We start from the raw sequence: 26,287 nt of genomic DNA on the forward strand, positions 1-26,287 counted from the left end.
TTAAAAAGTGATATCAACTCCTGATAATATAAATCTGCTACGTGGATAAGCTGCATAATCAACACCAGGTGTCAATGGGTTTCTTCTCGTGTTTGCCTCAGGATCGTACCCGGAATATCCGGTGATGGTAAATACATTGTTCATGGTAAAATACAATCTGAAATTTGAAAGACCAAGCTGTTTGGTGAATTCTTTTCCAAGGGAATACCCAAGGGTTACGTTATTTAACCTTAAGAAAGATCCGTCTTCAATTGCATAAGAGTGTAAGAAGTAAGCGCCTGCAGGAGGAGTCCATCCTGTAGTATTGGCATTTAATGCTGCTAATGCAGTCGGATCATTTACTTTTATACCCGCATCATCGAACCATCTCCATCTGTTAGCAACTTCTGCCAGCATGTTATTGTCTTTGTAAAGATATTGCGTAGAATATTCTATTTTATTGGCATTATACACTTTATTTCCTACGGAGAAATTGAACATTAAGCTCATATCCCAGTTTTTATAACGGAAAGTCTGATTGAATCCGCCATAGAATTTAGGTTGGGCATTTCCCAAATCTGTCATGTCCTGATTATCAATAATGCCATCATTGTTAAGGTCCTGAAGTTTAAGGTCTCCGGGCTGTATAGGTTTTGCCCCGTTGGCAGCGGCAGAAGCATTTGGAACACCAGCTTTTAATGTATATACTTGTGTTGTAGAATTATAATCAAAGTCGTTTATTTCATATCTTCCTGCCGTTACATATCCCCAATAAGTACCTACCGGCTTACCAACCTGTACTAGGAAATCATTCAGGTTATTCTGCCAGCCGGACGGATAATAGTAAAAATTAGAACTTGCAGAAGTGTTATTTCCTAAGCTTTTGATTGTATTTTTATTGGACGAAATATTAGCATCAATTTTCCATGTGAAGTTTTCTTTACTAATAATAGTACTTCCTACGGAGAATTCAATACCTTTATTGGTAGTACTTCCGGAGTTTTGGTATTGATATTCATAACCAGTAGTCTGGGGAATTTTCGCCAAAAGCAAAAGATCTTTCGTATCAGTCTGATAAACATCAAGAGTACCGTATATTCTTCCGTTAAATAGTCCGAAATCCAACCCTGCATTTTTGGAAGTCGCAGTTTCCCATTTCACGTTTTTGTTGGCCATGATGTTACCTGTAGTAGCCCCGGGCGTCACATTAGTTCCAAAAGCATATCCATAGTCTGAAGAAGTAATAAAGAATGTATCATATAAGAAAGCACCAATTCTGTTGTTTCCGGATAAGCCATATCCTACACGAAGTTTTAATTCACTGATAGTTTTACTGTCTTTTAAGAAATTTTCTTCAGTAATTTTCCATGCCGCAGAAGCTGCCGGAAAATATCCCCATCTGTTTCCGGGTCCGAATACACTGGATCCGTCTGCCCTCATGGAAGCGGTAAGGATGTATTTGTTATTGAAAATATAGTTGGCTCTTCCAAAGAAAGAAGCTAATCTGTCCGGAGCTCTTCCTGCTTTTGGAGCATCCTGTACGAGTCCGCTGGGTGGTGAAGCCGACTGAATATTGGCAAATGCTTCTTCTGCACTTATGGATTTCGGAAACCATTTAATATTAATTGCTAATGATTCACCGTCTGTTTTTACAATTTCCTGTCCTGCCAATAAGTCCAGTTTATGTTTTCCAAATGTTTTTCTGAAATTTAAAGTATTGGTGTTGGTAATTCTCCTTGTCTGGGCTTTGCTCAGGAATACCACAGGCTGATCGTTATTCTGTCTTGCAAGGCTGGTTACAGTGCCTGAAAACTGATTTACAAATTCGTCTCTCTGTACATATCCTATCACACTTCTGAACGTAAAATCCTTATTGATTTTATATTCTAAAGTTCCATTTAGCATCAGGTCGTTTCTGCCGTTTTCCTTAACTTCATTATTTGCCAGCAAAACAGGATTAACCAGGTTGGTCTGATCTGCAAATAAAGGATCAAATTCATCAACATCCACTGTTGAACCTCCTTCAAAAGGCTGATATCTTACGGCATTTCTTAACCGGTTGGTACCCTGCGACCCTGTAGAAGATGTTCCGGCCCCGAAAATGGTTTGTCTGCTGTATCTGGCATTTAAAGTAAGACTTAATTTCTTTGAAATATCATAATCATATTTGAAATTGGCCATATTCCTTTTAAAGCCTGAGCCAATCATAATTCCGTCTTCCTGTACATTATTTAATGATAATGAGAAAGATGATTTCTCAGTTCCTCCTGTAAGTGAAAGATTATGAGTAAAGTTAAAAGCTTCTCTGCCAAAAACTTCATCCTGCCAGTCTCTTTTCTTGATATCTTTATATTTTCCTAAGTCTTCGAAAGTTCCATATCTTGTTTTAAAGGCATCAATATCTGTCTGTATACCAGCTTTGTTGTATAGCTCGTACTGGTACAGCACATATTGATATGGATCCAACACATCAATAGTGTTCTGTATTGATCTTACTCCTAAAAACCCATTATAATTAATAGAGGTTTTGGCTTTCTTACGGCCTCCTTTTGTGGAAATGAGAACTACACCATTGGCGCCTCTCGCTCCGTAAATACTGGTGGATGAAGCGTCTTTTAAAACTTCAATGGATTCGATCTCTTTGGGTGATAAAATAGACAGTGCATTATCCATCTGAACACCGTCTACGATATATAGCGGAGCATTACTGCCGGTAATTGAGTTACCTCCTCTGATGACAATATCTACATCCGCTCCGGGGGAGCCTTCACTCAGAGAAACCTGAACTCCGGCCATCCTTCCCTGAATTGCTTCTGCGGCATTATTGGAAGGCATATCTTTTATGGCTTCTGCTTTTACCGAAGAAACAGCATTGGTAACGTCCTTTTTAGAAACTTTAGTATAACCTACCAGAACCACTTCATCGATATTGGTTCCTTTATCCTTCTGCGTCTCCTTTTCTTGAGCCATGGCCAGGACAGGAAGTAAGAAGAAAGACAGATATAACCACTTTATTGATTGTACTCTTTTATCCATTTTTGTATCCTTATAGTTTTAATTTTGGTTGAAAGCTTTTTTTTCAATCGTTTTGTCTTGTGTGGATTTGTAAGTATTCTACTGTCTTTTTAGTGGTAAATATTTTCTGAAAGATTTACACATTTTAGAGTGCAATCGATTGCGTAAATTTTCAGAATAAATATTCTTGGCTCCTAAACTAATATTATTTTTCAATACGCAAAGAAAAAAATATTATTTTTTCATTAATTTGATGCTCTTGGGATGGTGGAAGTTGTAAAATGTTTAGTGCTATTATTTATATAAAATGCTGTAAGTTAATAATTTGTTAATTTGAATGCTACCACAAATAGTTTTATAAAAAAATCAGTTTTCTTTATTATTTATTAATTTAAAACTTAAAATTTGCTTAAAATTTATCATTTTTTGCTCTTAAAAATTTCCCAAAAATGATACTGAGGATTAATCTTTTTACAATTTTACTGACTTTTGTCATCTTTTTAGAGTTCAAATTTTAATCAAATTTTATACTTGATACTAATTATTCTTATTATGTATAATATATATAGCAGTTTTAATATATTATTATCAAATCAGTATATTTGTTTTCTTGATTTTATTTGGCATGATTTTATATTCAACAGTGATTTGAGCATTGATTTTGGTTAAAGCTATCTTCATATTCCTTTAAATAATTTCATCTTTTATACATTATTTTAAAAAATATTTGTCTGTAAATCAGTTGTTTATTAATTTAAATTAATTTTTTGTTAACTAATTAAAGAATAATTATATATTTAACGACAAGTATTTCTACAAATTTTAGTGTAATTTTATGCAATCGATTACGCAATGTTTAATAGGTTTTGATAAAACCGCAAAAGAAAAAGTATAAAAATCAAGCAGTATGACACAGTCAGAATTTCGTTACGCCCATCATCCTGAAGATGCAAAAAAGTATACCACTGAAGATCTTAGGAGGGAGTTTCTAATCAATGATTTATTTAATGAAGATAAGATAAAATTAGTCTATTCTATGTACGACAGGCTTATTGTAGGGGGTATTATGCCTTCAGCAAAAGCTTTAAAACTGGAAGCTACAGACGATTTGAAAGCCGAGAATTTCCTTGACAGGAGAGAATTGGGAATCATCAACGTCGGCGGTGCAGGAAAAGTAACGGTGGACGGTGAAGTATATGACCTCGCCAACAAAGAGGCTTTATATATCGGTAAAGGAGCAAAAGAAGTAATTTTTGAAAAATTGGGTGATGCACAACCTTATTTTTACATCAATTCAGCTCCGGCACATCATACGTATCCGACAAAAAAGATCACGAAAAGCGAAGCAGAAATTGTAGAATTAGGGGAAGAAAAATACGCCAACAAGCGTACGATAAACAAGCTAATTGTAAATTCTGTGCTTGAAACGTGTCAATTACAAATGGGAATGACGGAACTTCATCCCGGAAGTGTTTGGAATACCATGCCTTCGCATACCCACACCAGAAGAATGGAAGCTTATTTCTATTTCGATCTGGAAGAAGGGCAGACCATTAGTCATTTCTTGGGACAGCCTCAGGAAACGCGTCATATTTTCATGCAAAACCGTGAAGCTGTGCTGTCTCCGGAATGGTCAATCCACTCAGGAGTAGGGACTTCCAATTATACTTTTATCTGGGGTATGGCCGGAGAAAATATGGATTACGGAGATATGGACGGAATCAAAACTAACGAACTAAAGTAATTTTTCTAATGAATTTATTTGATTTATCCGGTAAAGTAGCCGTTGTTACAGGCGGTACTCACGGATTAGGAATGGCAATGGCAGAAGGTCTTGCCGCCGCAGGTGCTGAACTGGCTATTACAAGTACGACACCGTCAAAATTAGAAGAGGCTTTAAACTATTATCACAATAAAGGATACAAAGCAACCGGTTATCTTTTTGACGTGACGGACGAACTGGAAGCCGCTCAGAAAGTAGCTTTAATGGAAGCCACTCATGGAAAAATAGACATCCTTGTCAACAACGCAGGAATCATCAAACGTGTTCCGGCGATTGAAATGGAAGTTGAAGACTTTAGAAAAGTAATTGATGTAGATCTTACAGGACCTTTTATCATGTCGAAATTAGTCGGCAAACATATGATCAAAAGAAAATCCGGAAAGATCATCAACATCTGCTCGATGATGAGCGAGCTGGGGCGCGACAATGTAGTGGCGTATGCTTCTGCAAAGGGCGGTCTGAAAATGCTTACCAAAAATCTGGCAACAGAATGGGCAAAACATAATATTCAGGTGAACGGAATCGGTCCCGGATATTTTGCGACTTCTCAGACAGAACCGATTCGGGTGGATGGACATCCTTTCAACGATTTTATCATCAGCAGAACTCCGGAAGGAAGATGGGGAAATCCTGAAGATCTTGCCGGAACAGCTATTTTTCTGGCTTCGGATGCAAGCAGATTTATCAACGGACAGATTATTTACGTTGACGGGGGAATTTTAGCGACTATCGGAAAACCTGCTAATGAATAACAACAGAATTAGATTAGAATGAAACCTTTTATTACAGATAATTTTTTACTACAAAATAAATACGCTGAAGAATTATACTTCAGATACGCGGAAAAACAACCCATCATTGATTATCATAATCATTTGATTCCCAAAGATATTGCAGAAGACACCGTTTTCGAAAATATCTCAAAGGTTTGGATTGCAGGCGATCATTATAAATGGAGAGCGATGCGTACAATGGGGGTGAACGAAAAATTCATCACGGGAAATTCTTCAGACAAAGAAAAGTTTGAAGCTTGGGCAAAAACTGTCCCTTATACATTGAGAAATCCTTTGTATCACTGGACGCATCTGGAATTAAAAAGATATTTCGGAATCGATGAATTGTTAAACGGAAGCAACGCATCAGAAATTTACGAAAATATTACTGCTCAGCTTCAGACGCCTGAAAAATCGACAAGAGGTTTATTGAAAATGATGAATGTAGAATCTCTGTGCACAACAGAAGATCCTACAGATATTTTGAATTATCATCAGGATTTGGCAAAAAGTGATTTCAGCATTAAAGTAAGCACCGCTTTCCGTCCTGATAAAGCAATTTTAATTGAAAACCACAACTTTGCAGATTATATATCAAAACTGGGCGAATCGGCCGGAATTGAAATTAATTCTTACCAGACATTGTGTGATGCTTTATTGAAAAGAATTGAATATTTCCACGAAAACGGATGCAGATTGTGCGACCACGGATTGAATAATATTTCCTTTGAAGATGCTACAGAAGCGGAGGTTAATGCTATTTTCAATGATAAAATTTCAGGGAAAGTGATTGCTGAAAAGCAGGTTAACCAATTCAAAACAGCCGTTTTATTATTCTTAGGCGAGGCTTATCACAAGTTCGGATGGGTTCAGCAGTTCCATTTGGGAGCATTGAGAAATAATAACGAAAGAATGCACAGAATTCTTGGTCCGGACACGGGTTGGGATTCTATCGGTGACTTCGTTCAGGCTGAAACGTTGTCTAAATTTTTAAATACATTGGACGGAAAAGATAAATTAACGAAAACCATTTTATATAACTTAAATCCTGCCGACAACGAGATTTTCGCGACAATGATCGGGAATTTCAACGATGGCAGCATCAAAGGAAAAGTACAGTTCGGTTCAGGATGGTGGTTCCTTGATCAAAAAGACGGAATGATCAAGCAGATGAATGCTCTTTCAAACATGGGATTAATCAGCTGTTTTGTGGGAATGCTGACGGATTCCAGGAGTTTTCTTTCTTACCCGAGACATGAATATTTCAGAAGAGTATTGTGTAATCTTTTCGGTGAAGAGATGAAAAACGGTGAATTACCAGATGATATTGAGTTGATTGGGGATACAATTTCAAATATTTGTTACCATAATGCTAAAAATTATTTTGATTTTTAAATAAAATTAAATTTTTAAACCATTAAGATCAATTTAGAAGTTAAGAATTATTAAGAATAAAAATCGAAGATTTTTAACTTATGTGGTCTTTTATTTTCAATGTATTAAACTTCAAAATAACTAAAGTGTCAAAAAACTTTTGTGTCTTTTGTGGTGAAAAAAAAGAGGGTTATTAAAATATGAGTAACAAAATAGTCACATTCGGAGAAGTCATCATGCGATTGTCGCCACCCGGAAACAGAACGATGAAGCAAAGCCATGAAATGGAATTTTTTTTCGGCGGAACGGAGCTTAATGTAGCTTCTTCATTGGCAACAATGGGTTGTGATGTAAGGCATATCAGCAGCGTTTCTGATGATTTTGTGGGTGAATCGGCGGTTTCTTTCATCAAAAGTTTCGGAATTGACACAACTTTCATCAACAAAAATGAACATCCTTTAGGTTTGTATTTTTTAGAAGTTGGTTCGTCCGTTCGCGCAAGCAGAATTGCTTACAACAGATTAAACGGTTCTTTTGCAAACATTAAACCTGAACAAATCGACTGGAAGAAAGCTCTTGAAGGCTGCAAATATTTCCACTGGACAGGAATCAGTCCGGGAATTTCAGAACCGGCTTATAAAAGTTTAAAAGAAGGATTACAAACAGCCCGTGAAATGGGAATCGAAATTACAACCGATCCTGCTTACCGCTCAAACCTCTGGAAATACGGTAAAAACGGGAACGAAGTTTTAAAGGAACTGGTTTCATATTCAACAATTTTCATCGGTGGAGTAAATGAAATTAATGAAATTCTTGGAACTCAGTTTTCATCAGATAAAGAAGGTTTCATCGAAGCCTGCAAAGAATTAAAGCAGCAGATTCCTTCTATTCATAAGATTTTCGACAAAATAAGAATCGGCGTTACCGCAAGTTCCCAGCAAACGCAGGGAAGAGCTTTGATTAACGAAAATTATTTTGAAACAGAACTTTTGGAAGTGAATCCTGTGGTCGATAGAATAGGAACAGGTGATGCTTTTGCAGCAGGTCTGATTTACGGCTTAATTAATTTTGATGACGAAAAAGCACTGAAATTTGCCAACGCAGCTTGTGCCATAAAACATACCATTGTAGGTGACATCAATTATTGCAGTGCAGAAGATATTCTGGAAGTAATGAACGGAAATTCAGGAGGAAGAATAAAAAGATAGATGGCTTTTAGCAACTTGCTTATAGCTAAACTAGAACATTGTGGACTTGGCTGAGTGAAATCGAAGATTCGGCGTAGTCAAACGTCTTTGCGAACTTAAAATATGCAGCAAGCTTTAAAAAGAAAACCTTTGCGCCCTTTGCGTTAAAAATGAAGATAAAAGTCTTGAAGGTACAGCATACTAAAGGATGGATTTAATTCTATCAAAGATTATTTTCAAACAAATAATTAACTAAAATGACAAAAATTCAATTAGTTACAAATACCATCATCAATCAGGGAGTTTTACCTCTGTACTATAATGCTGATGAAACGGTAACTTTAGAAATACTGAGATCACTTTACAAAGCCGGAATCCGCGCTGTAGAATATACAAGCCGTGGCGAAGCAGCGTTGAGTAATTTTACAAAAATGGTAGAAATCCGTAACACAGAAATGCTGGAGATGCTGTTGGGAATCGGAACAATAAAGAATGTACAGCAAGCTGAAGAATATGATAAAGCAGGTGCAGATTTCTTTATCAGTCCCGGTTTTGTGGCGGAAGTTGCAGAGTTTTTAATTCCAAAAGATTTGTTGTACAGTCCGGGTTGTATGACTCCGACAGAAATTATCGAAGCCGAAAGCGCAGGAGTAACTTTCATTAAATTATTTCCCGGGAACGTTTTAGGAACCGGATTTATGAGTGCGGTCAAAGATGTTTTTCCGAACCTGAAATTTATGCCGACCGGCGGTGTTGATACGACAAAAGAAAGTATTGAAAGCTGGTTCAAAGCCGGTGTTTCTGCCGTGGGAATGGGAAGCAAATTGGTAAGTAAAGAATTAATGCTTGCTAAAGACTATGCAACAATAGAAAATGAAACTAAAAAAGTACTGGAAATTATTCAGTCTTTAAAATAATAATGATAAAAAAGCTGGAAACACTTTGTGATCTTAGCTGAATGGAACGCCTTTGCGAACTTAAAATCAACGGGATTATTGCAAAAAGATCTTTGCGGACTTTACGTTAAAAACAAGCATCATTATTTAATATTCAACAAAAAATAACTAATTCTAAAAAATTAATATGAGCTCAGTTAAGTCTCTTAAACCGAGTACATTCAGATGGACGATATGCTTTTTGCTGTTCATTGCCACGACCATCAATTATATGGATCGTCAGGTGCTGTCATTGACGTGGAAAGATTTCATCGCACCCGAATTTCACTGGAACAATAACGATTACGGAAATATCACGGCATTATTTTCTATTTTCTATGCGGTAAGTATGCTTTTCGCAGGGAAATTTGTGGATTGGATGGATACCAAAAAAGGTTTCCTCTGGGCGATTGCCATTTGGTCTGTTGGTGCGGTATTACATGCTTTTTGTGGAATTGCAACTTCAGGAGTTTTAACAGGAAACTGGCTGGTAGGTTTTGTAGAGTCTAAAGAAATTATCAGTCGGGTTGACAATGTTGGCGCAATCATCAGTACGAGTGTCACATTATTTATTTTTGCACGTTTCGTGTTGGCGGTTGGTGAAGCAGGAAATTTCCCCGCAGCGATTAAAACGACAGCAGAATATTTCCCTAAAAAAGACAGGGCTTTAGCAACAAGTATTTTTAATGCAGGAGCAACGGTTGGAGCTTTGGCAGCACCGGTTACCATTCCTTTTATTGCAAAATCAATGGGTTGGGAGTGGGCATTTATCATCATCGGAGCGCTGGGATTTGTATGGATGGGACTTTGGGTTTTCTATTATAAAAAGCCTCACGAACATCATAAAGTTAACGAACATGAATTAACATATATTCAGCAGGATCAGGATGATCTGCCCAATGAAGATTCAAATATTCCGGAGAAGAAATTTACTTTCAGAGAATGTTTCAGCTACAGACAGACCTGGGCTTTTGCGTTCGGAAAATTCATGACCGACGGGATTTGGTGGTTCTTTTTATTCTGGACACCGGCTTATTTAAGCTCCGTTTACAAAATGGATTCCACGCAAAGTGCATTACCATTATTCGTCCTTTATATGATCACTTTATTGTCGATTATCGGCGGCTGGCTTCCAAAATATTTCGTTGAAAAAAGAGGAATGAACGCCTATACAGGAAGAATGAAAGCCATGTTGATTTTTGCATTTTTCCCTTTACTGGCACTTTTAGCACAGCCTTTAGGATCGGTTACCTATTGGATTCCGGTATTGATTATCGGGATTGCAGGAGCAGCGCACCAGGCTTGGTCGGCAAATATTTTCTCGACGGTTGGCGATATGTTTCCTAAAAAAGCGATTGCAACCATCACAGGAATTGGCGGAATGGCAGGTGGAATCGGATCATTTTTAATCAATAAATCTTCTGGTGTATTGTTTGATCATGCTCATAAAGCATGGACGACCGTTGACGGAATTCCTTTATTGGAAAAATATCCGCAATATATTAATGAACGTTTGCCGGAAGGTTTTTTTGAACAATTGGAAAAATCAGGGGCTGTAATCTCAGACGGAATCGACAAAGGATATATGATTATTTTTTCAATCTGTGCAGTGGCGTATTTAATTGCATGGACCGTAATGAAAGCATTAGTGCCAAAATATAAAGTGATAAGTAAATAATATTAGATAAATAGATCAGCCTAAACCTTCAAGGTTTCAAAAATATTGCAGGTTTGATTAAACGAAAATAGATCCAAAGATTTTATAGTAGTCTTAGTTAAGTGAAACGCCTTTGCGAACTTAAAAACAGTTAGTAGTCAAAAAAAACTTTGCGCTCTTTGCGTTAAAAATAAAATCATCGAGTTAAAAAAGATGGAAAATCAGATAAAACAAAAATTAAATCGTGAATTAATAGGTTTTCAGGAAAAACTTCCGATCAAAATTGTACAGTTTGGAGGCGGAAATTTCATGAGAGGATTCACAGATTATGTGATTGATAAATTAAATAAAGAAGCAGGATTTAATGCAGGAATCGTAAACGTACAGCCGACTCCGGGCGGTTCGGTTCATAAACTGGAAGAGCAGGATAATGTATACACGCTTTTTTCAAGAGGAATTAGAAAAGGGGAGATCATTGACACAAAACAGGTAATTTCTGCAATTCAAAAATCAATTAATCCTTATACAAATTACGATGAATTCTTAGCACTGGCAAAAGAAGAAGAATTAGAATTTATCTTCTCCAATACAACAGAAACAGGAATTGCTTATGATGAATCAGAAAATGATTATGAGGGTCCGCACAAGAATTTTCCTGCAAAACTAACGGTTTTATTACACGAAAGATTCAAATATTTCAATGGAGCAGAAGATAAAGGATTGAGAATTATTCCGTGTGAATTGATCGAAGACAATGCTTTTGCTTTAAAAGAAATAATCTTAAAATATGCCCAACTTTGGAATTTAGATTTTAACTTTGTGCAATGGATTGAACAAAACAATTATTTCCACAACACATTGGTAGACAGAATTGTTCCGGGTTATCCGAAAGATGATGCAGAAACCTATGAAGATCAGCTGGATTATGAAGATCAGATGATAGTGGTTTCGGAAGTCTTTTTGCTTTTTGTGATTGAGGATCTGGCAAATCTAAAAGAAAGAATTCCTTTCGATAAAATTGACGAGCAGATTTTGGTTGTTGATGATATTCAGCCGTATCGTTTGAGAAAAGTGAGAATTTTGAATGGCGGTCATACATTGATGTTGGCTCCGGCTATTTTATCAGGAAAAGAAACGGTAAAAGAATCTATTGACGATCCGTTTTTAGGTAAATTTTTAAGTGAAACGATATTCAATGAAGTGAACCCGACTTTAGGTTTAGATGAAAATGAATTAAAAGATTTTGCCGAAGAGATTTTCGACCGATTCAGGAATCCTTTTATTAAGCATTATCAGGCAAGTATCGCGTTATATTTTGTCTCTAAATTTAAGGTCAGAATTCTTCCGAGCCTGTTAAAATATGTTGAAATTAATCAAAAATTACCGCTTAACTTAACCTTTTCACTGGCAAGTTTAATCAGATTTTATCAGGGAAACTTTGGTGGAAAAGCTTTGCCTTTAAATGACGAAGAAGCAATAGTAAACAGATTCAAAGAAATCTGGACAAATAATGATTATGAAAAAGTTGCAGAATTGGCTTTAAGCGAAACGACTTTCTGGGACACAGACCTTACCATGGTTAACGGCTTGAAATCTGCGGTAGCAAAAGCATTGTGGGAAATTGACCATAATGATATCGTAACTGCATATCACAACTTTATACAATTTTATTCTTAAAAATGATGCAAAAGAAAGTACTGAAAGTAAATCCCAAAGATAATGTAGCAGTGGCACTGGTTGATCTTACGCGGGGGGAAACTGTAACTTTGGGCGATCTTACGTATGACATTCTAAGAGACACAAAAGCGAAACATAAATTCGTGACCGAAGATCTTGCTATTGGAGACGAGATTATTATGTATGGTGTTTTAGTCGGGAAAGCGAGTCAGCCGATCCAGAAAGGAGAGGTTATCACGACTGAGAACGTTAAGCATCAAAGTGCAAAAGTGGAAGGTAAAACAGAAACGACGGCTTGGACAGCCCCGAATGTTGATAAATGGAAAGATAAAACTTTCATGGGTTATCACAGAGAAGACGGGCAGGTCGGAACAGAAAACGTTTGGTTATTTTTTCCATTGGTTTTTTGTGAAAATAGAAATGTTGAGATTTTAAAAGATGTTTTTGAAAAAGAATTGCTGTTTGAAAAAGCAACAAAACATCAGCTTTTATTAAGATCATTAATTAATAATTCTGAAACTGAAACGGTTGTTGAAGAAGAACAGGATTCCCGGGTTTTTAAAAATATTGAAGTCAAATTCATCACTCATCAAGGCGGTTGTGGCGGTATTCGTCAGGATGCGGAAGCATTGGGAAGGTTATTGGCTGGTTATGTGAATAATCCAAACGTAGCCGGAGCAACGGTTTTGAGCTTGGGTTGTCAGAATTTACAGGTTCAGATTTTTAAAGATGCGTTGGAAAAAATCAGTCCTGATAATAAAAAACCGATCATCGTTTACGAGCAGCAAAAATCGGGAACAGTTGATGAAATGCTGAATGGAATCATCAAAGATTCTTATGAAGCCATCAAAAAAGCCAATGAAATAGAAAGAAAGCCTGCACCAATTTCTAAGTTAGTTTTAGGATTGGAATGCGGCGGTTCAGACGGGTTTTCAGGAATTTCCGCCAATCCGGTTTTAGGCCAATTGTCAGATTTAATGGCTGGAATTGGTGGCTCGACCATCCTTTCAGAATTTCCCGAATTATGCGGAGTAGAGCAGGAGCTGGTAAATCGTTGTGTGAATGAAAAAGACGCTGAAAGATTTTTACAGTTAATGAAAGATTTTGAAGAATCAGTCGTTGCTGCAGGTTCAGGTTTTGATATGAACCCGTCACCCGGGAATATTAAAGACGGACTGATAACCGATGCCATGAAATCCGCAGGAGCCGCTAAAAAAGGTGGTTCGTCACCGATAAATGACGTTCTCGATTTTACAGAATATATCAAAAAACCTGGTTTAAATTTATTGTGTACCCCTGGAAATGACGTTGAATGTACAACCGCTTTGGTCGGTTCCGGCTCAAATGTGGTTTTATTTACGACAGGTTTGGGAACGCCAACTGGAAATCCGGTTGTTCCTGTAGTAAAAATTTCGTCAAACACTTCTTTATCAGAAAGAATGCCCGATATCATTGACTTCAACACAGGAGACGTGATTACAGGCGAAAAAACAATCGACGAAAAAGCAGAAGAGCTTTTAGAATTTATCATCGAAGTCGCAAGCGGAAAAGTAAAAACAAAAGCCGCAATTTTAAATCAAAACGATTTTATTCCCTGGAGACGGGGAGTATCTTTATAGTTGTTTAAATATATTAGATTGAAAATGCTTTCTACATTGTGGAAAGCATTTTTTTTGGATTAAACACAAATGACACAATATTTTTCACGAATAAACACGAAACAGGATCAATAGGAGCGGACTTTAGTCCGCTTTATAAATATACAATAGATTGGCTTTAGCCAAAACTTAAGTGTTTAGATGATGACAAAGCCGAAAGCTGTGGTTTTATAACGACATAGAAAAATGAAGTGTTAAGATATTTTTGTGAACGTTAAGAAAATCCCACTGTTTAAATGCGAACAAATATCAAATTCGCACGAGTTCTATTTTTGTTAAAAACTACTTCTTTTTCGAAGATTTCCTAATATAAAGCTGCGGTGCCAACACCACCTTCTTCTCAATAGAAACCCCGGAACCATTTTCCTTCACACTATCAATAAAAACCTGCCCCGCCATTTTTCCCATGATAACGGGAGTTTGATCCACAGAACTCATCGGAAGCTCCATAAATTGGGTGAAAGGTTCGTTGGAAAAGCCTATAATTGCCACTTCCTGTGGAATTTTAATCTTACGTTTTTTCAATTCCTGACAAGCACCCAATGCAGCAAAATCACTGGATGAAAAGATGGCATCCGGAACGGATTTTTTATCCCAAAGTTTCTTAACCGCATCAATTCCTTCATCAATCGAACTCCCGGTTGTGATAATATTTTCCTCTTTTATACTTAAATTATGATCAATTAAAGCCTGCTTATATCCATTCAGACGGTTTCTGTAAATTTCAAGATTTAAGTCCCCGGAAAAATGGCAGATATTCCTGTAGCCTTCATTAATCAGGTGTTCAGTGGCCATATAACCACCCCGGTAGTCATCGATAGTCACCGTACTGATCCCTGAAATATCTTTTTTACGGTCAAAAAATATAATAGGAGTGTTGGTGGTATTCAAAATATTCTGGATATGTTCGGTATCAATTGTCGTTTTGGAAACTGACATGAAAATTCCGTCAACCTGGGCGTTAAGCAGGGTGTTTAAATGCCTTTTCTCAATATTTACATCCTCATGGCTCTGGCAGATAATCACATGATAACCGTGTGGAGAAAGCTCTTCTTCAATTCCCCGGATCACCGATGAAAAGAAATTGGTATTAATGTAAGGCACAATAATTCCTACGTTTTTTGTTTCCCCGCTTTTCAGAGCTTTGGCAAGGTTATTTTGCTTGTAGTTCATTTCTTTGGCGGTTTTCTTCACCAAATCTTTCGTTGCCTGGCTGATTCTCGGATGGTCGTTCAATGCTCTGGAAACAGTTGCCACACTTACGTTAAGCTTTTTCGAGATGTCATATATTGTGGCATTTTTTTTATTCATACATGCTTTTTCTGAAGTTTTCTGTATATTAAAATGATATACATTATTGACGTAAATTTAATCAAATTATGGCTATCAAAAAGGAAATATTGTGATTTTATACAAGATTATGGAGTGATTAAAATCAGATTAAACTTATAATATATTGAATTACTTAATTCATTTGGGTGTAAGGTTTAATTTTGGTTAATAAAAGCCGGACTCATTGGAAATTGAGCTTATGAACAATGAAAATCTGATTATATAATAAACAATTCTTTAAGTAAAGCAAAAAGACATCAAAAACCGATGTCTTCATTGTAAAAACTAAACTATTTTTTCCAAAGCTTTTCAATTTCTTCCAAAGATTTACCTTTCGTTTCAGGAACCATTATCCAGACGAAAAACAGTGATAAAACACTCATTACTCCATAAAAACCGTAGGTAAAAGCTCCACTGAATTCCATCATAAAAGGATAGGTGGAGGAGATCAGGTAATTGGCGGCCCATTGTGCGGCAACGGCGACAGCAATTGCTGAACCCCTGATTTTATTGGGGAAAAGCTCAGAGATTAAAACCCAGCAGATCGGTCCCCAGGACATCATAAAAGATGCCGTATAAATAATAATAAAAACTAAGGTTGCAATTCCGATAATATGTAAATAAGAGAAAATAGCAATAGCAAACATTCCAATTGCCATTCCTATGGAGCCTACAATCAATAAAGGTTTTCTACCCCATTTATCAACCGTGAAAATAGCAACCACAGTAAAAATTACGTTAACCAATCCCATAACCACTGTCTGAAGCATGGAAGCATCTTTATGAACACCCATACTCTCAAAAATCCTCGGAGCGTAATATAAAGCTACATTAATTCCCACAAACTGCTGAAAAACGGAAAGTAAAATTCCTATGATGATAACTGTTTTTCCGAATGCAAAAATCTCACTTTTATGCTGGGTAACACTACCTTTGATTTCATGAAAAATCTCATGTCCCCGAAGGTGTCCATTAATTTTGGTTAAAATTTTAAGCGCTTCATCATCTTTTTTAATAAGGGTTAAGTATCGTGGAGTTTCTGGAACAAAAAATAGCAAAATCCCGAATAAAGCAGCTGGAATCGTCAGTGATAAAAACATATAACGCCAACCGATATCGTTAATCCATTCTACAGATTTTCCGTCGGCAATTCCCCAATTGACAAAATATACAACCAGCATTCCAAAAATGATGGCAAACTGATTCAGAGAAACCAATTTTCCGCGAACTTCGGCTGGTGCTATTTCTCCAATATACATCGGGCAAACCGCAGAGGCAAGCCCAACTCCGATGCCCCCTATAATTCTGTAAATATTGAAAGCCCATAAAACTCCCATTGAATGTTCCCCTTGCTTAAAAAACAAAAATTCCGGATAAGCAGCTCCCAAAGCACTGATGAAAAATAAAAATGCAGCCAGCATTAATGATTTTTTCCTTCCTAACCTGGTTGAAAAATACCCGGAAACTGCACCTCCAATGATGCACCCGATCAGCGCACTGGAAATAGTTGCTCCATGAGCCAGGGAACCCAATCCCAGCGGAATAATTAAATATTCCTGAATGGATTTTTCTGCTCCTGAAATTACAGCCGTATCATATCCGAACAAAAGCCCACCCAGAGTGGCAACCAATGTAAGGACGGTGACATATACCATGTTTATTTCCGCCTTTGTTTCTGAGGAATATTCCGGACCCGAATCTATTATTTGCATAGTTTAATATAATTTTAATTGTTATGAGCTGGATTATTTTGTTGGCTGAACGCAAAGGCGCAATTTATTTTAATTAATCAGCTTAAGGCGCCAGGATTTTATCTTTGATAAATTTTAGAATGCAAGAGCTGCTGAAAACCTTTGATTTTCTTGCGTCTTTGTAGTTAGCCAACAAAATATTCAAAAATTTATAAATACTGATTAATCAAGCTTTCCAGATATTCCTGTTTACCACTCTCTCTGCCCACTTGTCCAAGACCTTCCGTATGAACAACCAGGTCGATAAGAGATAGTTTTCCGTCTTCAAAATCTTTACCTTTCCCTTCATCAAAAGAAGAATATCTGTTCGCTCTGATTTCAGAATATTTTGATTTTTCTAAAATAGCATCTGCAGCCATGAAAGCTCTTGCAAAATTGTCCATTCCGCTGATATGAGCGATAAAAATATCTTCCAGATCTGTAGAATTTCTCCTGATTTTAGCATCAAAATTTACACCTCCGCCTTGAAAACCGCCTGCCTGAATAATCACTAACATTGCCTGGGTCATTTCATACAAGTCAACCGGGAACTGGTCTGTATCCCAACCGTTCTGGTAATCTCCGCGATTGGCATCAATACTTCCCAACACATTGTTATCAGCTGCAACCTGCAATTCATGCTCGAAAGTATGTTGGGCCAAAGTTGCGTGGTTAACCTCAAGGTTAAGCTTAAAATCATCCAGTAAATCATATTGACGAAGAAAGTTTAAGCAGGTTGCCGCATCAAAATCATACTGATGTTTTGTAGGTTCCATAGGTTTTGGCTCAATAAAGAAAGTCCCTTTGAAGCCTTGTGAACGTGCATAATCTTTTGCCATGTGTAAAAACTTCGCCATATGCTCAAGTTCACGTTTCATATTAGTGTTCAGCAATGACATATATCCCTCACGGCCGCCCCAGAAAACATAATTTTCTCCGCTTAACTTAATGGTTGCATCTAAAGCATTTTTAACCTGTCCTCCCGCGTAAGCCAGCACATCAAATGAAGGATTCGTGGCCGCACCATTCATGAATCTCGGATTGGAAAAGCAGTTTGATGTTCCCCAAAGTAATTTTATTCCGGAAGCCGCCTGTTTTTCTTTGGCATAATCGGTTATAAATTCTATTCTTTTTGTTGAATCTTTAAAATTATCCGCTTCATCAATTAAATCATAATCGTGGAAACAGTAGTAAGGAACACCTAATTTTGTAAAGAATTCAAAAGCAGCATCCATTTTTTCTGTTGCTCTTTGCTTAACGTCTGTTGCAGTTAACCACTCAAAATGCTGCGTCCCCACCCCGAAAGGATCTCCTCCTGTCGCACAGAATGTATGCCAGTAAGCGGTCGCAAACCTGAAATATTCTTTCATTGTTTTTCCGCGAACAATTTTATTCTCGTCATAAAATTTAAAAGCCAGAGGATTATCAGATTCTTTTCCTTCAAATTGAATTTTTCCAATTCCTTTAAAATACTCTTTGTTACCCATTGTAATTGCCATTATATTTTTAATTTTAATTTAGATTAATATATCATGCAATCGATTGCATTATACATTGAAAAATTTCTTAATTGTTTAGATTTTGCAATAATTTTAATTTCCATTTTTCATAGCTTTCCTTGTACTGTGCATAATTTTCAGTATCCGGGTAGTAGCTTTTTAAAATGTCTTTATCAGTCAGGATTTCATTTTGTGATGCAAACGCTCCGGCTCCCATGGCTGCGGCTCTTGCAGCACCTGTCGAACCTGTAGAATCTATAATTCTTATTTCGGTATCCAATAGAGTAGTGATAGTCTGCGTAAATAAAGGAGAGCGGAATAAATTATCACCACCTGCTTTTATAACACCTTTCTGAAGACCGTCGGACATTAGAATATCAGTTCCATAGACAAAAGAATGGGCGATACCTTCTAATCCTGCCCGGAAAAGATGCTCACTTTTATGTCGGTTAAAATTCAGGTTGAAAATTGAAGAGCCGATATCTTTATTATGTAAGACTCTTTCTGCACCATTTCCGAAAGGCAGCACAATAACCCCATCAGAACCTATCGGTATTCTGGAAGCTAAATCATTAATATCGTGATAGCTGTGCCTTTTTTGGTCAACCTGATGCCGAAGCCAGCTGTATTGAATTCCGGCACCATTCAGGCAAAGCATCTTACCGATTCTCGGTTGTTCTTTTGTGTGGTTGATGTGTGCAAAATTGTTAATCCTTACAGATTCTTTAGACTTAATAACATCGGTTACCCCATAAACAACTCCGGAAGTTCCGCCTGTTGCTGCAATTTCCCCCGGATTTATTACGTTAAGGGATAATGCGTTATTAGGCTGATCTCCAGCCCGGTAATAAATAGGAATTCCCTCGGGAAGGCCACATTCCTCTGCTCCCTGTTTTGAAACATAGCATTGTTCAGTGAAATTTTCCACAATGTCAGAAACAAGGGATTCATCAATTCTCAGATGTTGAAGCATCGTTTTTGAAACTTCATTTTTTTCGAAATCCCAAAGCACACCTTCTGAAAGTCCTGTAACAGAAGTTGTTGCCTCTCCACTTAGCTTAAATGCAATGAAATCTCCCGGAAGCATAAATTTCCAGATCTTTTCATAGATTTCGGGGACGTTTTCCTGTACCCATTTCAGCTTGGACGCAGTGAAATTTCCCGGAGAATTAAGGAGTTCTTTCATACATTTTTCTTCTCCGATCTCATTAAAAGTCCGGTTGCCAATTTCAACAGCCCGGCTGTCACACCATATGATTGACGGACAAAGGACCTGTTTGTCTTTTCCGATCAATACTAATCCGTGCATCTGATAGGATATTCCGATTCCTTTAATCTCATTTTTGTCGGTTTTGCTCTCAGCAATTATTTTTTGAGTGAGAATCCTGAGATTTTGCCACCATTCATCAGGATTTTGTTCCGCCCAGCCTGCTTTTGGAGAATCTATTGGCATCTCATGTTCCGGATATTTGGAATGGGCAATTAATTTACCCTGATCATCTACAATGGAAGCCTTTATCGATGAGCTTCCTACATCATAACCTATAAACTTCATTAATTATTAATAATTGTAACGCTTTAAATGTAATAATTTTATGTATAATAAAAGAGATTTTTGTTAATATGTAAATTTTAATTATATTTAAAAGTTAAATAATTGTTATTCAGTTGTTTATTTCTCATTTGTTAGTTTTTATAGGTTTTAGTTCTAATTAAATTAAACAAAATGAGAAATTAATTTTAACTAAAATGAGCTTTAATAATCTAATATTGAGCAATCGATTGCGCAAAATAATAATTTACTTAACTATTGAAGGGTAGGGATAAGGCATAATAAATTATTCAACATGAAAGAGCAGGATACCGCCAGCTCCTAAAATGTATATTTTTATGAAAATGAAATAAAAAGGTAATTTTCGCTAAACAGTTGAAAAATAGTTGCTGATTTTTTCTAGAAAAAAACGGAATAATTTTATTTAAATGATATTCCTTTATTTTGCTTTCCTTTTGAGTGCGAATTTTTATTAATGAAATCAGGATATACAGTAAAAAATAAATTATGAAATCTCAAAATACATTAAACTTATTATTATCTCTGTTTGTACTTTTCTTGTTTTCATCAGGAGTAAAAAGCCAGGATAAGTTCCCTGACGGAACCAAAATTCCCAAATGGTTTAAAGAAAATAGACCTACAGATATTAATAAATTAGGGAAAAAATATATCCTTACGGATTTCGGCGTGAAAAACGACAGTACAGTTCTGCAGACAAAACAGGTTCAGGCAGTTATTGATCAGGCAGCTAAAAATGGTGGCGGTGTCATCATTGTACCAAAAGGAACATTCCTTATCAGTTCTATTTTCTTTAAGCAGGGAACACATTTGCATTTGGAGAGCGGTGCAAAATTAAAAGGAAGTGATGATATCAATGATTTTCCGGTAGTTACCACAAGAATGGAAGGTCAAACCGTAAAATATTTTCCTGCTTTAATTAACGCTGACGGATTAAACGGTTTCACCGTTTCAGGAAAGGGAACGCTTGACGGAAACGGACTTCGTTTCTGGAAATCCTTCTGGAAAAGAAGAGAATGGAATCCTAAATGTACTAATATGGATGAAATGAGACCTAGAATTATCTATGTTTCCAATTCTAAAAATGTACAGGTTGAAGGGATTACCATAAAAAACTCCCCATTCTGGAGCACGCATTATTATAAATGTGATTTTGTAAAATTATTAAATCTGACCATCCTTGCTCCGAAAGAGCCTGTAAAAGCACCAAGTACAGATGCAGTTGATATTGATGCTTGTACGAATTTCCTGATTAAAAACTGCTATATGTCAGTTAATGACGATGCAATTGCTTTGAAAGGCGGAAAAGGGCCGAAAGCAGATAAAACCCCTGAGAATGGTGAAAACAGAAACATCATTATTGAAGATAACAGCTTTGGTTTTTGTCACAGCGTGTTGACCTGCGGCAGTGAATCGATTCACAATTACAATGTGATTTTGCGTAACTCAAAAGTGAAAGATGCTTCAAGATTATTACATTTAAAAATGCGTCCCGATACACCTCAGCATTACGAATATCTTACAGTTGAAAATATTACCGGAAATGTAAAAACCTTCCTCTATGTAAAAGGCTGGAATCAGTTTTTCGATTTAAAAGGTGAAGAAAGACCGAGAAAAGGATTGGCCAACAACATCACATTAAAAGACATTAATATCAGTTGCGAAACTGCTTTTTCTATTGAAAAATCAGATTTATACAGTTTGAATGATTTCACATTTGAAAATTTGAAAATAAAAGCTTTGAAACCAGAAATGGAAAACCTGAAGAACATTCAGAATTTAAAGCAAAAAAATATAAATGTTACGCAAGTTGCTTCTATCACGCAACCTTACGACAAAAAAGATGATTCCGACATTGCTGCAAAATGAGTTTTTTTTCTAAAATATTCGTTATTTTATGCTTTTGCTCACAGTTTCTGCATTCTCAATCTAAGGAGATCCAATTCCTGAGCGGGACAGATTCTGAGCATACGAAAGAATGGGCCTTTTGGATAACCGGTGGAAGGAAATCAGGAAGCTGGGATAAAATTCAGGTTCCGTCACAATGGGAACAGCAGGGGTTTGGTTCCTACAACTACGGACGAGATTACGTTACCTACGGAAAGAATTTTAAATTTAATGATGAAGTAGGACTTTACAAACACAAATTTTCAGTTCCACATTCCTGGAAAGGAAAATCGGTCAACATTGTTTTTGAAGGTTCAATGACTGATACCGAAGTGAAAATCAACGGAAAATTAGCCGGAAAAATTCATCAGGGTGCTTTTTACGAATTTAAATATGATATTTCAGACAAATTAATCTTTGGAAAAGAAAATATTCTTGAAGTCAAAGTTTCTAAAATGTCTGCAGATAAATCTGTAAACAGTGCAGAACGTCTTGCCGATTACTGGGTTTTGGGAGGAATTTTCAGGCCTGTTTACCTCGAGGCTAATTCAAAAGAAAATATTTCATGGACAGCCATTGATGCCAAAGCAGACGGCAGTTTTCGTTCAAATATTTATTTAAAAGGAATCCAATCGGTCAACAATTTAAATGTAAAAATTTTTGATGTTAAAAATATTCTCGTTGGGGAATCTCAAATTGTCATTCGAAAAGGAGATACTTTAAAACAGATTCAATTTTCGGTTAAAAAACCAAAACTCTGGACAGCTGAAACGCCCAATTTATACAAAGCTAAATTCAGTTTAAATAAAAACAGAAAAAATATCTTCCAAAGCGAAGAAAAATTCGGCTTCCGAACGATTGAAATCCGAAAAGGCGATGGAATTTACATCAACGGAACCAAAATCAAAATGAAAGGGATCAACCGTCACGTCTGGTGGCCGGAATCGGGTCGTGCTGTTAACAAAAACATTGATTTGATGGACGTCCAGCTCATCAAAGAAATGAATATGAATGCTGTTCGCTGTGCTCATTATCCACCCAATAAATCGTTCCTTCAGATTTGTGATTCGTTGGGTTTATATGTTTTGGATGAACTGGCGGGCTGGCAAAAAAAATACAGCACCGAAGTAGGTAGAAAGATCGTCAGAGAGATGGTTACAAGAGATGCCAATCGTCCTTCCATTATTTTCTGGAGCAACGGAAATGAGGGCGGACATAATTTTAATTTGGATGAAGAATATGCAAAATACGATTTGTCAAACCGTTCCGTAATTCACGCACATCACAAGCCAGGAAATGCTTTCAACGGTATAGACTGCAATCATTATGAAGATTATTACAGCACCAAAAAAATACTTGAAGGTGAAAATATTTATATGCCGACCGAATTTCTACACGCCCAAAATGATGGCGGTGGCGGAACTTCTTTGGCCGATTACTGGGAACTTCACTGGAATTCCAAAAAAGGCGCAGGAGGTTTTCTTTGGGCATTTGCAGATGAAGGTTTGGTGAGAACCGATTTCAATAATCAGATTGATGTGAATGCCATTAATGCTCCGGATGGAGTTGTGGGTCCGCATCGTGAAAAAGAAGGAAGTTTTTATGCGATTCGGGAAATATACAGTCCGGTAAAAATTAATCTTAAAACGATTTCAAATGATTTTAACGGAATTATTCCTGTAGAAAACCGATATCATTTCACCAATTTAAATGAATGTCATTTTGAATGGAAATTGGTTAAATTTAAAACTCCATTTTCTTCAGAATCTGGTTTTGATGTGATTCAAAAAGGAAATGCAGAGTCCCCGAATATTAAACCAACTGAAAAAGGAAATATTATTTTAAATCTTCCAAATAACTGGAAAGAAAATGAAGGTTTATTGCTGACTGCAACAGACACTTTCGGAAAAGAAATTTATACATGGACTTGGAAAATTTCGTCTAATGATGAAATTTCAAAACATTTCTCGAAATCTTTAATCAAAGAATTTCCGGTTTCAGTTGTAGAAAATGATTCTTTATTTATTTTAAAATCGGACGAAAAAGAATTTTCAATCGGTAAAAAAGATGGATTATTAAAGTCAGTCATTTTAGATAAAAAAGGCAAAAAAATGACCTTCCGAAACGGACCGGTTTTCGTGAGTGAAAAATCAGAATTATCTTCGATAAAATCTTTTGTAGAAGGGAAAAATCAAATTGTTGAAGTTTTGTACAGAGACGGAAAAAAAGCGGTTTGGAAACTTAATCCGAATGGAATTTTAGAACTAAATTATGAATATTCTCTTTCAGGAGAATATGCTTTTTCAGGGGTAAGTTTTGATTACCCTGAAAATTATGTCATCAGCGCAAAATGGCTGGGTAAAGGTCCATATCACGTTTGGAAAAACAGAACTCAGGGACAGACTCATAATGTTTGGCAGAATTTGAAGAGCTCAACGCGAACTGGTTTTTTACCGTGGATTTATCCTGAATTTAAAGGGTATTTTGACGATATTTCGTGGCTGCAGTTAGATACTGCGGAAGGAAAAATCACTATCGGAACAAAAGAAGAAAAAATGTTTGTCAGACTTTTTGACTTTTATGGAATTTACGGAGCAGAAGGTTATCCGAAATTGCCAACAGGAAACATTTCATTTTTGGATGCAATTCCGCCGTTGGGAACTGTTTTGGCGTTTAATATTAATGATAAAACCGAAACTTTAGGACCGGAAAGTGAATTAAATCATCTCCATGGAACTTTTAAAAGGACATTGTATTTCTATTTCGGCTTACCGAATTTGGGTGATGAAAATAAACAATTTACAATGCCGAAAGAAAACATTTTAACGGATTAAAGATGAAAAACTGGATAAAAATTTTAACGCTTTTTTTAGGTTCGTTTTTGTTTGCGCAACAAATCTCTTTCAAATTTGATTTTGGAGGAAGCAGAACCGAGAATGGTTTTATTCCTGTTACTTCAACTTCAAAGTTTGACAAGAAAACAGGGTACGGATTTATGGATATTTCCAACTTGAAATCCGTTGAAAATGGAGAAAATGCTTTGACGGGAGATTATATCACCAGCGATAAACCTTTCTATTTTTCTGTGGCAATTCCGGAAGGAAATTATGATATTAAGTTTAGTCTAGGCGATTCTAAAGGAACTTCTGAAACAACAGTTCGTGTCGAAAACCGCCGTCTGATGCTGAATGAAATCAAAACAAAACAAGGCGAAATCGTTGAGAAACGCATCACGGTACACGTAAAAGACAGCATCATCAGAAATCAGGACGGAACTCAAATCGGGATTGTAAAATTAAAACCAAGAGAAAGAAAATACCTGCATTGGGACAACTTGCTGACGATTGAATTTAATGGTAAAGCTCCCGGAGTTTCTTCAATAATCATTCAGCCGAATAAAAGCGCCAAAACAATCTACCTGACCGGAGATTCTACGGTTGTAGATGCGCAGTATGAACCTTGGGCATCGTGGGGACAAATGTTGCCGTATTTTTTTGTTCCGAACGAAGTTGTAATTGCCAATTACGCCGAAAGCGGGGAAACGCTGAAAGCCTTTGAAGACCGCCATAGAATCGATAAAATATGGAATAAAATCAGACCTGGAGATTATCTGTTTATCCAGTTTGGACATAATGACCAGAAGTCAGGGAACAGCATCAAATCCGGTTACAGGAAAAGGTTGAAAGAATGGATTTTAAAAGCCAAAGAACTGGAAGCAACTCCTGTTTTAATTACTTCCATGAATCGTCGTGTTTTTGATGAGAACAATAAAATCGTCAACACATTGGATGATTTTCCTGATGCGATGCGGGAGATTGCAAAAGAAGAAAATATCTTCTTAATTGATTTAAATGTGATGAGTAAAACCCTGTTTGAAGCCATGGGACCGGGAAATTCTAAAAAGGCATTTGTCTATTATCCTGCAAATTCTTATCCCAATCAACCGGATGCTTTGGCAGATGACACTCATTTTAATACGTATGGTGCTTATGAATTGGCGAAATGTGTCGTTAAAAGTATTGTTGATCAAAAGCTGCCTTTGAGTCAATTTATTTCAAAAAATTATAAAGGTTTTGATTTAAATAAACCTGATCCTGTTGGAAAATTCCATTGGACGGAAAGTATCTTTATGGAAGCTTTAAAACCGGATGGGAATTAATTAAAAATCTATGATTTTTAAAACTAATGTGTTCTTCTCAAAAGCAGAATCACATACTTAAAGTAACTAAAG

16 protein-coding genes are annotated in these 26,287 nt (G+C 36.5%); 11 read left to right on the forward strand and 5 right to left on the reverse strand.

All coding sequences use genetic code 11. The features are described from left to right. On the reverse strand, positions 1-3,015 hold the full coding sequence (locus MP477_RS16855; protein WP_230041309.1) for a TonB-dependent receptor: 3,015 nt from the start codon (positions 3,013-3,015) through the stop codon (positions 1-3). 886 nt (positions 3,016-3,901) lie between these two features. Here MP477_RS16855 and kduI point away from each other — a divergent pair. The 8 genes from kduI (at position 3,902) to MP477_RS16895 (ending at position 13,999) form a co-directional block, all read left to right on the forward strand. Beyond that, positions 3,902-4,738 (forward strand): 5-dehydro-4-deoxy-D-glucuronate isomerase, encoded by an 837-nt coding sequence (kduI, locus tag MP477_RS16860; protein WP_257191285.1) that lies wholly within the window; start codon positions 3,902-3,904, stop codon positions 4,736-4,738. An 8-nt stretch (positions 4,739-4,746) separates the two neighbouring features. Next, positions 4,747-5,529, forward strand: a complete 783-nt coding sequence (locus MP477_RS16865) for a gluconate 5-dehydrogenase (protein WP_257191286.1) — start codon at positions 4,747-4,749, stop codon at positions 5,527-5,529. Positions 5,530-5,547: 18 nt separating this feature from the next. After that, the gene (gene uxaC, locus MP477_RS16870) at positions 5,548-6,945 is read left to right on the forward strand and encodes a glucuronate isomerase (protein ID WP_257191287.1); all 1,398 of its coding nucleotides are present in this window, start codon (positions 5,548-5,550) and stop codon (positions 6,943-6,945) included. A gap of 179 nt (positions 6,946-7,124) precedes the next feature. After that, positions 7,125-8,132, forward strand: a complete 1,008-nt coding sequence (locus MP477_RS16875; RefSeq protein ID WP_257191288.1) for a sugar kinase — start codon at positions 7,125-7,127, stop codon at positions 8,130-8,132. A 236-nt stretch (positions 8,133-8,368) separates the two neighbouring features. After that, positions 8,369-9,028: a bifunctional 4-hydroxy-2-oxoglutarate aldolase/2-dehydro-3-deoxy-phosphogluconate aldolase gene (locus MP477_RS16880; protein WP_257191289.1), complete on the forward strand. Its 660-nt coding sequence runs from the start codon at positions 8,369-8,371 to the stop codon at positions 9,026-9,028. Positions 9,029-9,194: 166 nt separating this feature from the next. Then, positions 9,195-10,724: an MFS transporter gene (locus MP477_RS16885; RefSeq protein ID WP_257191290.1), complete on the forward strand. Its 1,530-nt coding sequence runs from the start codon at positions 9,195-9,197 to the stop codon at positions 10,722-10,724. 192 nt (positions 10,725-10,916) lie between these two features. Next, the gene (locus MP477_RS16890) at positions 10,917-12,380 is read left to right on the forward strand and encodes a tagaturonate reductase (protein WP_257191291.1); all 1,464 of its coding nucleotides are present in this window, start codon (positions 10,917-10,919) and stop codon (positions 12,378-12,380) included. 5 nt (positions 12,381-12,385) lie between these two features. Continuing rightward, positions 12,386-13,999: a UxaA family hydrolase gene (locus tag MP477_RS16895; RefSeq protein WP_257191416.1), complete on the forward strand. Its 1,614-nt coding sequence runs from the start codon at positions 12,386-12,388 to the stop codon at positions 13,997-13,999. A 321-nt stretch (positions 14,000-14,320) separates the two neighbouring features. On the opposite strand, the gene MP477_RS16900 is transcribed toward MP477_RS16895, so the two are convergent. From MP477_RS16900 to MP477_RS16915, 4 genes are all read right to left on the reverse strand, one after another. Continuing rightward, positions 14,321-15,349 carry a LacI family DNA-binding transcriptional regulator gene (locus MP477_RS16900; RefSeq protein WP_257191292.1) on the reverse strand — a complete coding sequence of 343 codons (1,029 nt, stop codon included), beginning with the start codon at positions 15,347-15,349 and terminating at the stop codon, positions 14,321-14,323. Between the two features lie 311 nt (positions 15,350-15,660). Beyond that, complete coding sequence (xylE, locus tag MP477_RS16905) at positions 15,661-17,082, reverse strand: D-xylose transporter XylE (RefSeq protein ID WP_257191293.1); 1,422 nt, start codon at positions 17,080-17,082, stop codon at positions 15,661-15,663. A gap of 188 nt (positions 17,083-17,270) precedes the next feature. After that, positions 17,271-18,599 (reverse strand): xylose isomerase, encoded by a 1,329-nt coding sequence (gene xylA, locus MP477_RS16910; RefSeq protein WP_257191294.1) that lies wholly within the window; start codon positions 18,597-18,599, stop codon positions 17,271-17,273. Between the two features lie 67 nt (positions 18,600-18,666). Further along, a complete protein-coding gene (locus MP477_RS16915) occupies positions 18,667-20,154 on the reverse strand; it encodes a xylulokinase (RefSeq protein WP_257191295.1) in 1,488 nt (495 codons plus the stop codon). A gap of 504 nt (positions 20,155-20,658) precedes the next feature. On the opposite strand from MP477_RS16915, the gene MP477_RS16920 reads away from it, so the two are divergent. Genes MP477_RS16920 through MP477_RS16930 form a run of 3 tightly spaced genes read left to right on the forward strand, consistent with a single transcriptional unit; the run spans position 20,659 to position 26,215 of the window. Continuing rightward, a complete protein-coding gene (locus MP477_RS16920; protein ID WP_257191296.1) occupies positions 20,659-22,038 on the forward strand; it encodes a glycoside hydrolase family 28 protein in 1,380 nt (459 codons plus the stop codon). Next, positions 22,035-24,890, forward strand: coding sequence for a glycoside hydrolase family 2 TIM barrel-domain containing protein (locus MP477_RS16925; protein WP_257191297.1), 2,856 nt, complete (start codon positions 22,035-22,037; stop codon positions 24,888-24,890). The genes MP477_RS16920 and MP477_RS16925 overlap by 4 nt, the downstream gene beginning before the upstream one ends. Positions 24,891-24,892: 2 nt before the next feature. After that, positions 24,893-26,215 carry a rhamnogalacturonan acetylesterase gene (locus MP477_RS16930; protein WP_257191298.1) on the forward strand — a complete coding sequence of 441 codons (1,323 nt, stop codon included), beginning with the start codon at positions 24,893-24,895 and terminating at the stop codon, positions 26,213-26,215. The last annotated feature ends 72 nt before the right edge of the window (positions 26,216-26,287 follow it).

The sequence above is a fragment of the Chryseobacterium sp. WG23 genome (assembly GCF_024586575.1).
Classification (GTDB): Bacteria; Bacteroidota; Bacteroidia; order Flavobacteriales; family Weeksellaceae; genus Chryseobacterium.

Excerpts from the sequence above, each read along its gene's own strand:
- xylE (WP_257191293.1), bottom strand. The coding sequence starts at position 17,082 with ATGCAAATAATAGATTCGGGTCCGGAATATTCCTCAGAAACAAAGGCG.
- MP477_RS16875 (WP_257191288.1), top strand. The coding sequence starts at position 7,125 with ATGAGTAACAAAATAGTCACATTCGGAGAAGTCATCATGCGATTGTCG.
- uxaC (WP_257191287.1), top strand. The coding sequence starts at position 5,548 with ATGAAACCTTTTATTACAGATAATTTTTTACTACAAAATAAATACGCT.
- MP477_RS16895 (WP_257191416.1), top strand. The coding sequence starts at position 12,386 with ATGCAAAAGAAAGTACTGAAAGTAAATCCCAAAGATAATGTAGCAGTG.
- xylA (WP_257191294.1), bottom strand. The coding sequence starts at position 18,599 with ATGGCAATTACAATGGGTAACAAAGAGTATTTTAAAGGAATTGGAAAA.
- MP477_RS16920 (WP_257191296.1), top strand. The coding sequence starts at position 20,659 with ATGAAATCTCAAAATACATTAAACTTATTATTATCTCTGTTTGTACTT.
- MP477_RS16915 (WP_257191295.1), bottom strand. The coding sequence starts at position 20,154 with ATGAAGTTTATAGGTTATGATGTAGGAAGCTCATCGATAAAGGCTTCC.
- MP477_RS16925 (WP_257191297.1), top strand. The coding sequence starts at position 22,035 with ATGAGTTTTTTTTCTAAAATATTCGTTATTTTATGCTTTTGCTCACAG.
- MP477_RS16865 (WP_257191286.1), top strand. The coding sequence starts at position 4,747 with ATGAATTTATTTGATTTATCCGGTAAAGTAGCCGTTGTTACAGGCGGT.
- MP477_RS16880 (WP_257191289.1), top strand. The coding sequence starts at position 8,369 with ATGACAAAAATTCAATTAGTTACAAATACCATCATCAATCAGGGAGTT.
- MP477_RS16890 (WP_257191291.1), top strand. The coding sequence starts at position 10,917 with ATGGAAAATCAGATAAAACAAAAATTAAATCGTGAATTAATAGGTTTT.
- kduI (WP_257191285.1), top strand. The coding sequence starts at position 3,902 with ATGACACAGTCAGAATTTCGTTACGCCCATCATCCTGAAGATGCAAAA.
- MP477_RS16930 (WP_257191298.1), top strand. The coding sequence starts at position 24,893 with ATGAAAAACTGGATAAAAATTTTAACGCTTTTTTTAGGTTCGTTTTTG.
- MP477_RS16885 (WP_257191290.1), top strand. The coding sequence starts at position 9,195 with ATGAGCTCAGTTAAGTCTCTTAAACCGAGTACATTCAGATGGACGATA.
- MP477_RS16855 (WP_230041309.1), bottom strand. The coding sequence starts at position 3,015 with ATGGATAAAAGAGTACAATCAATAAAGTGGTTATATCTGTCTTTCTTC.
- MP477_RS16900 (WP_257191292.1), bottom strand. The coding sequence starts at position 15,349 with ATGAATAAAAAAAATGCCACAATATATGACATCTCGAAAAAGCTTAAC.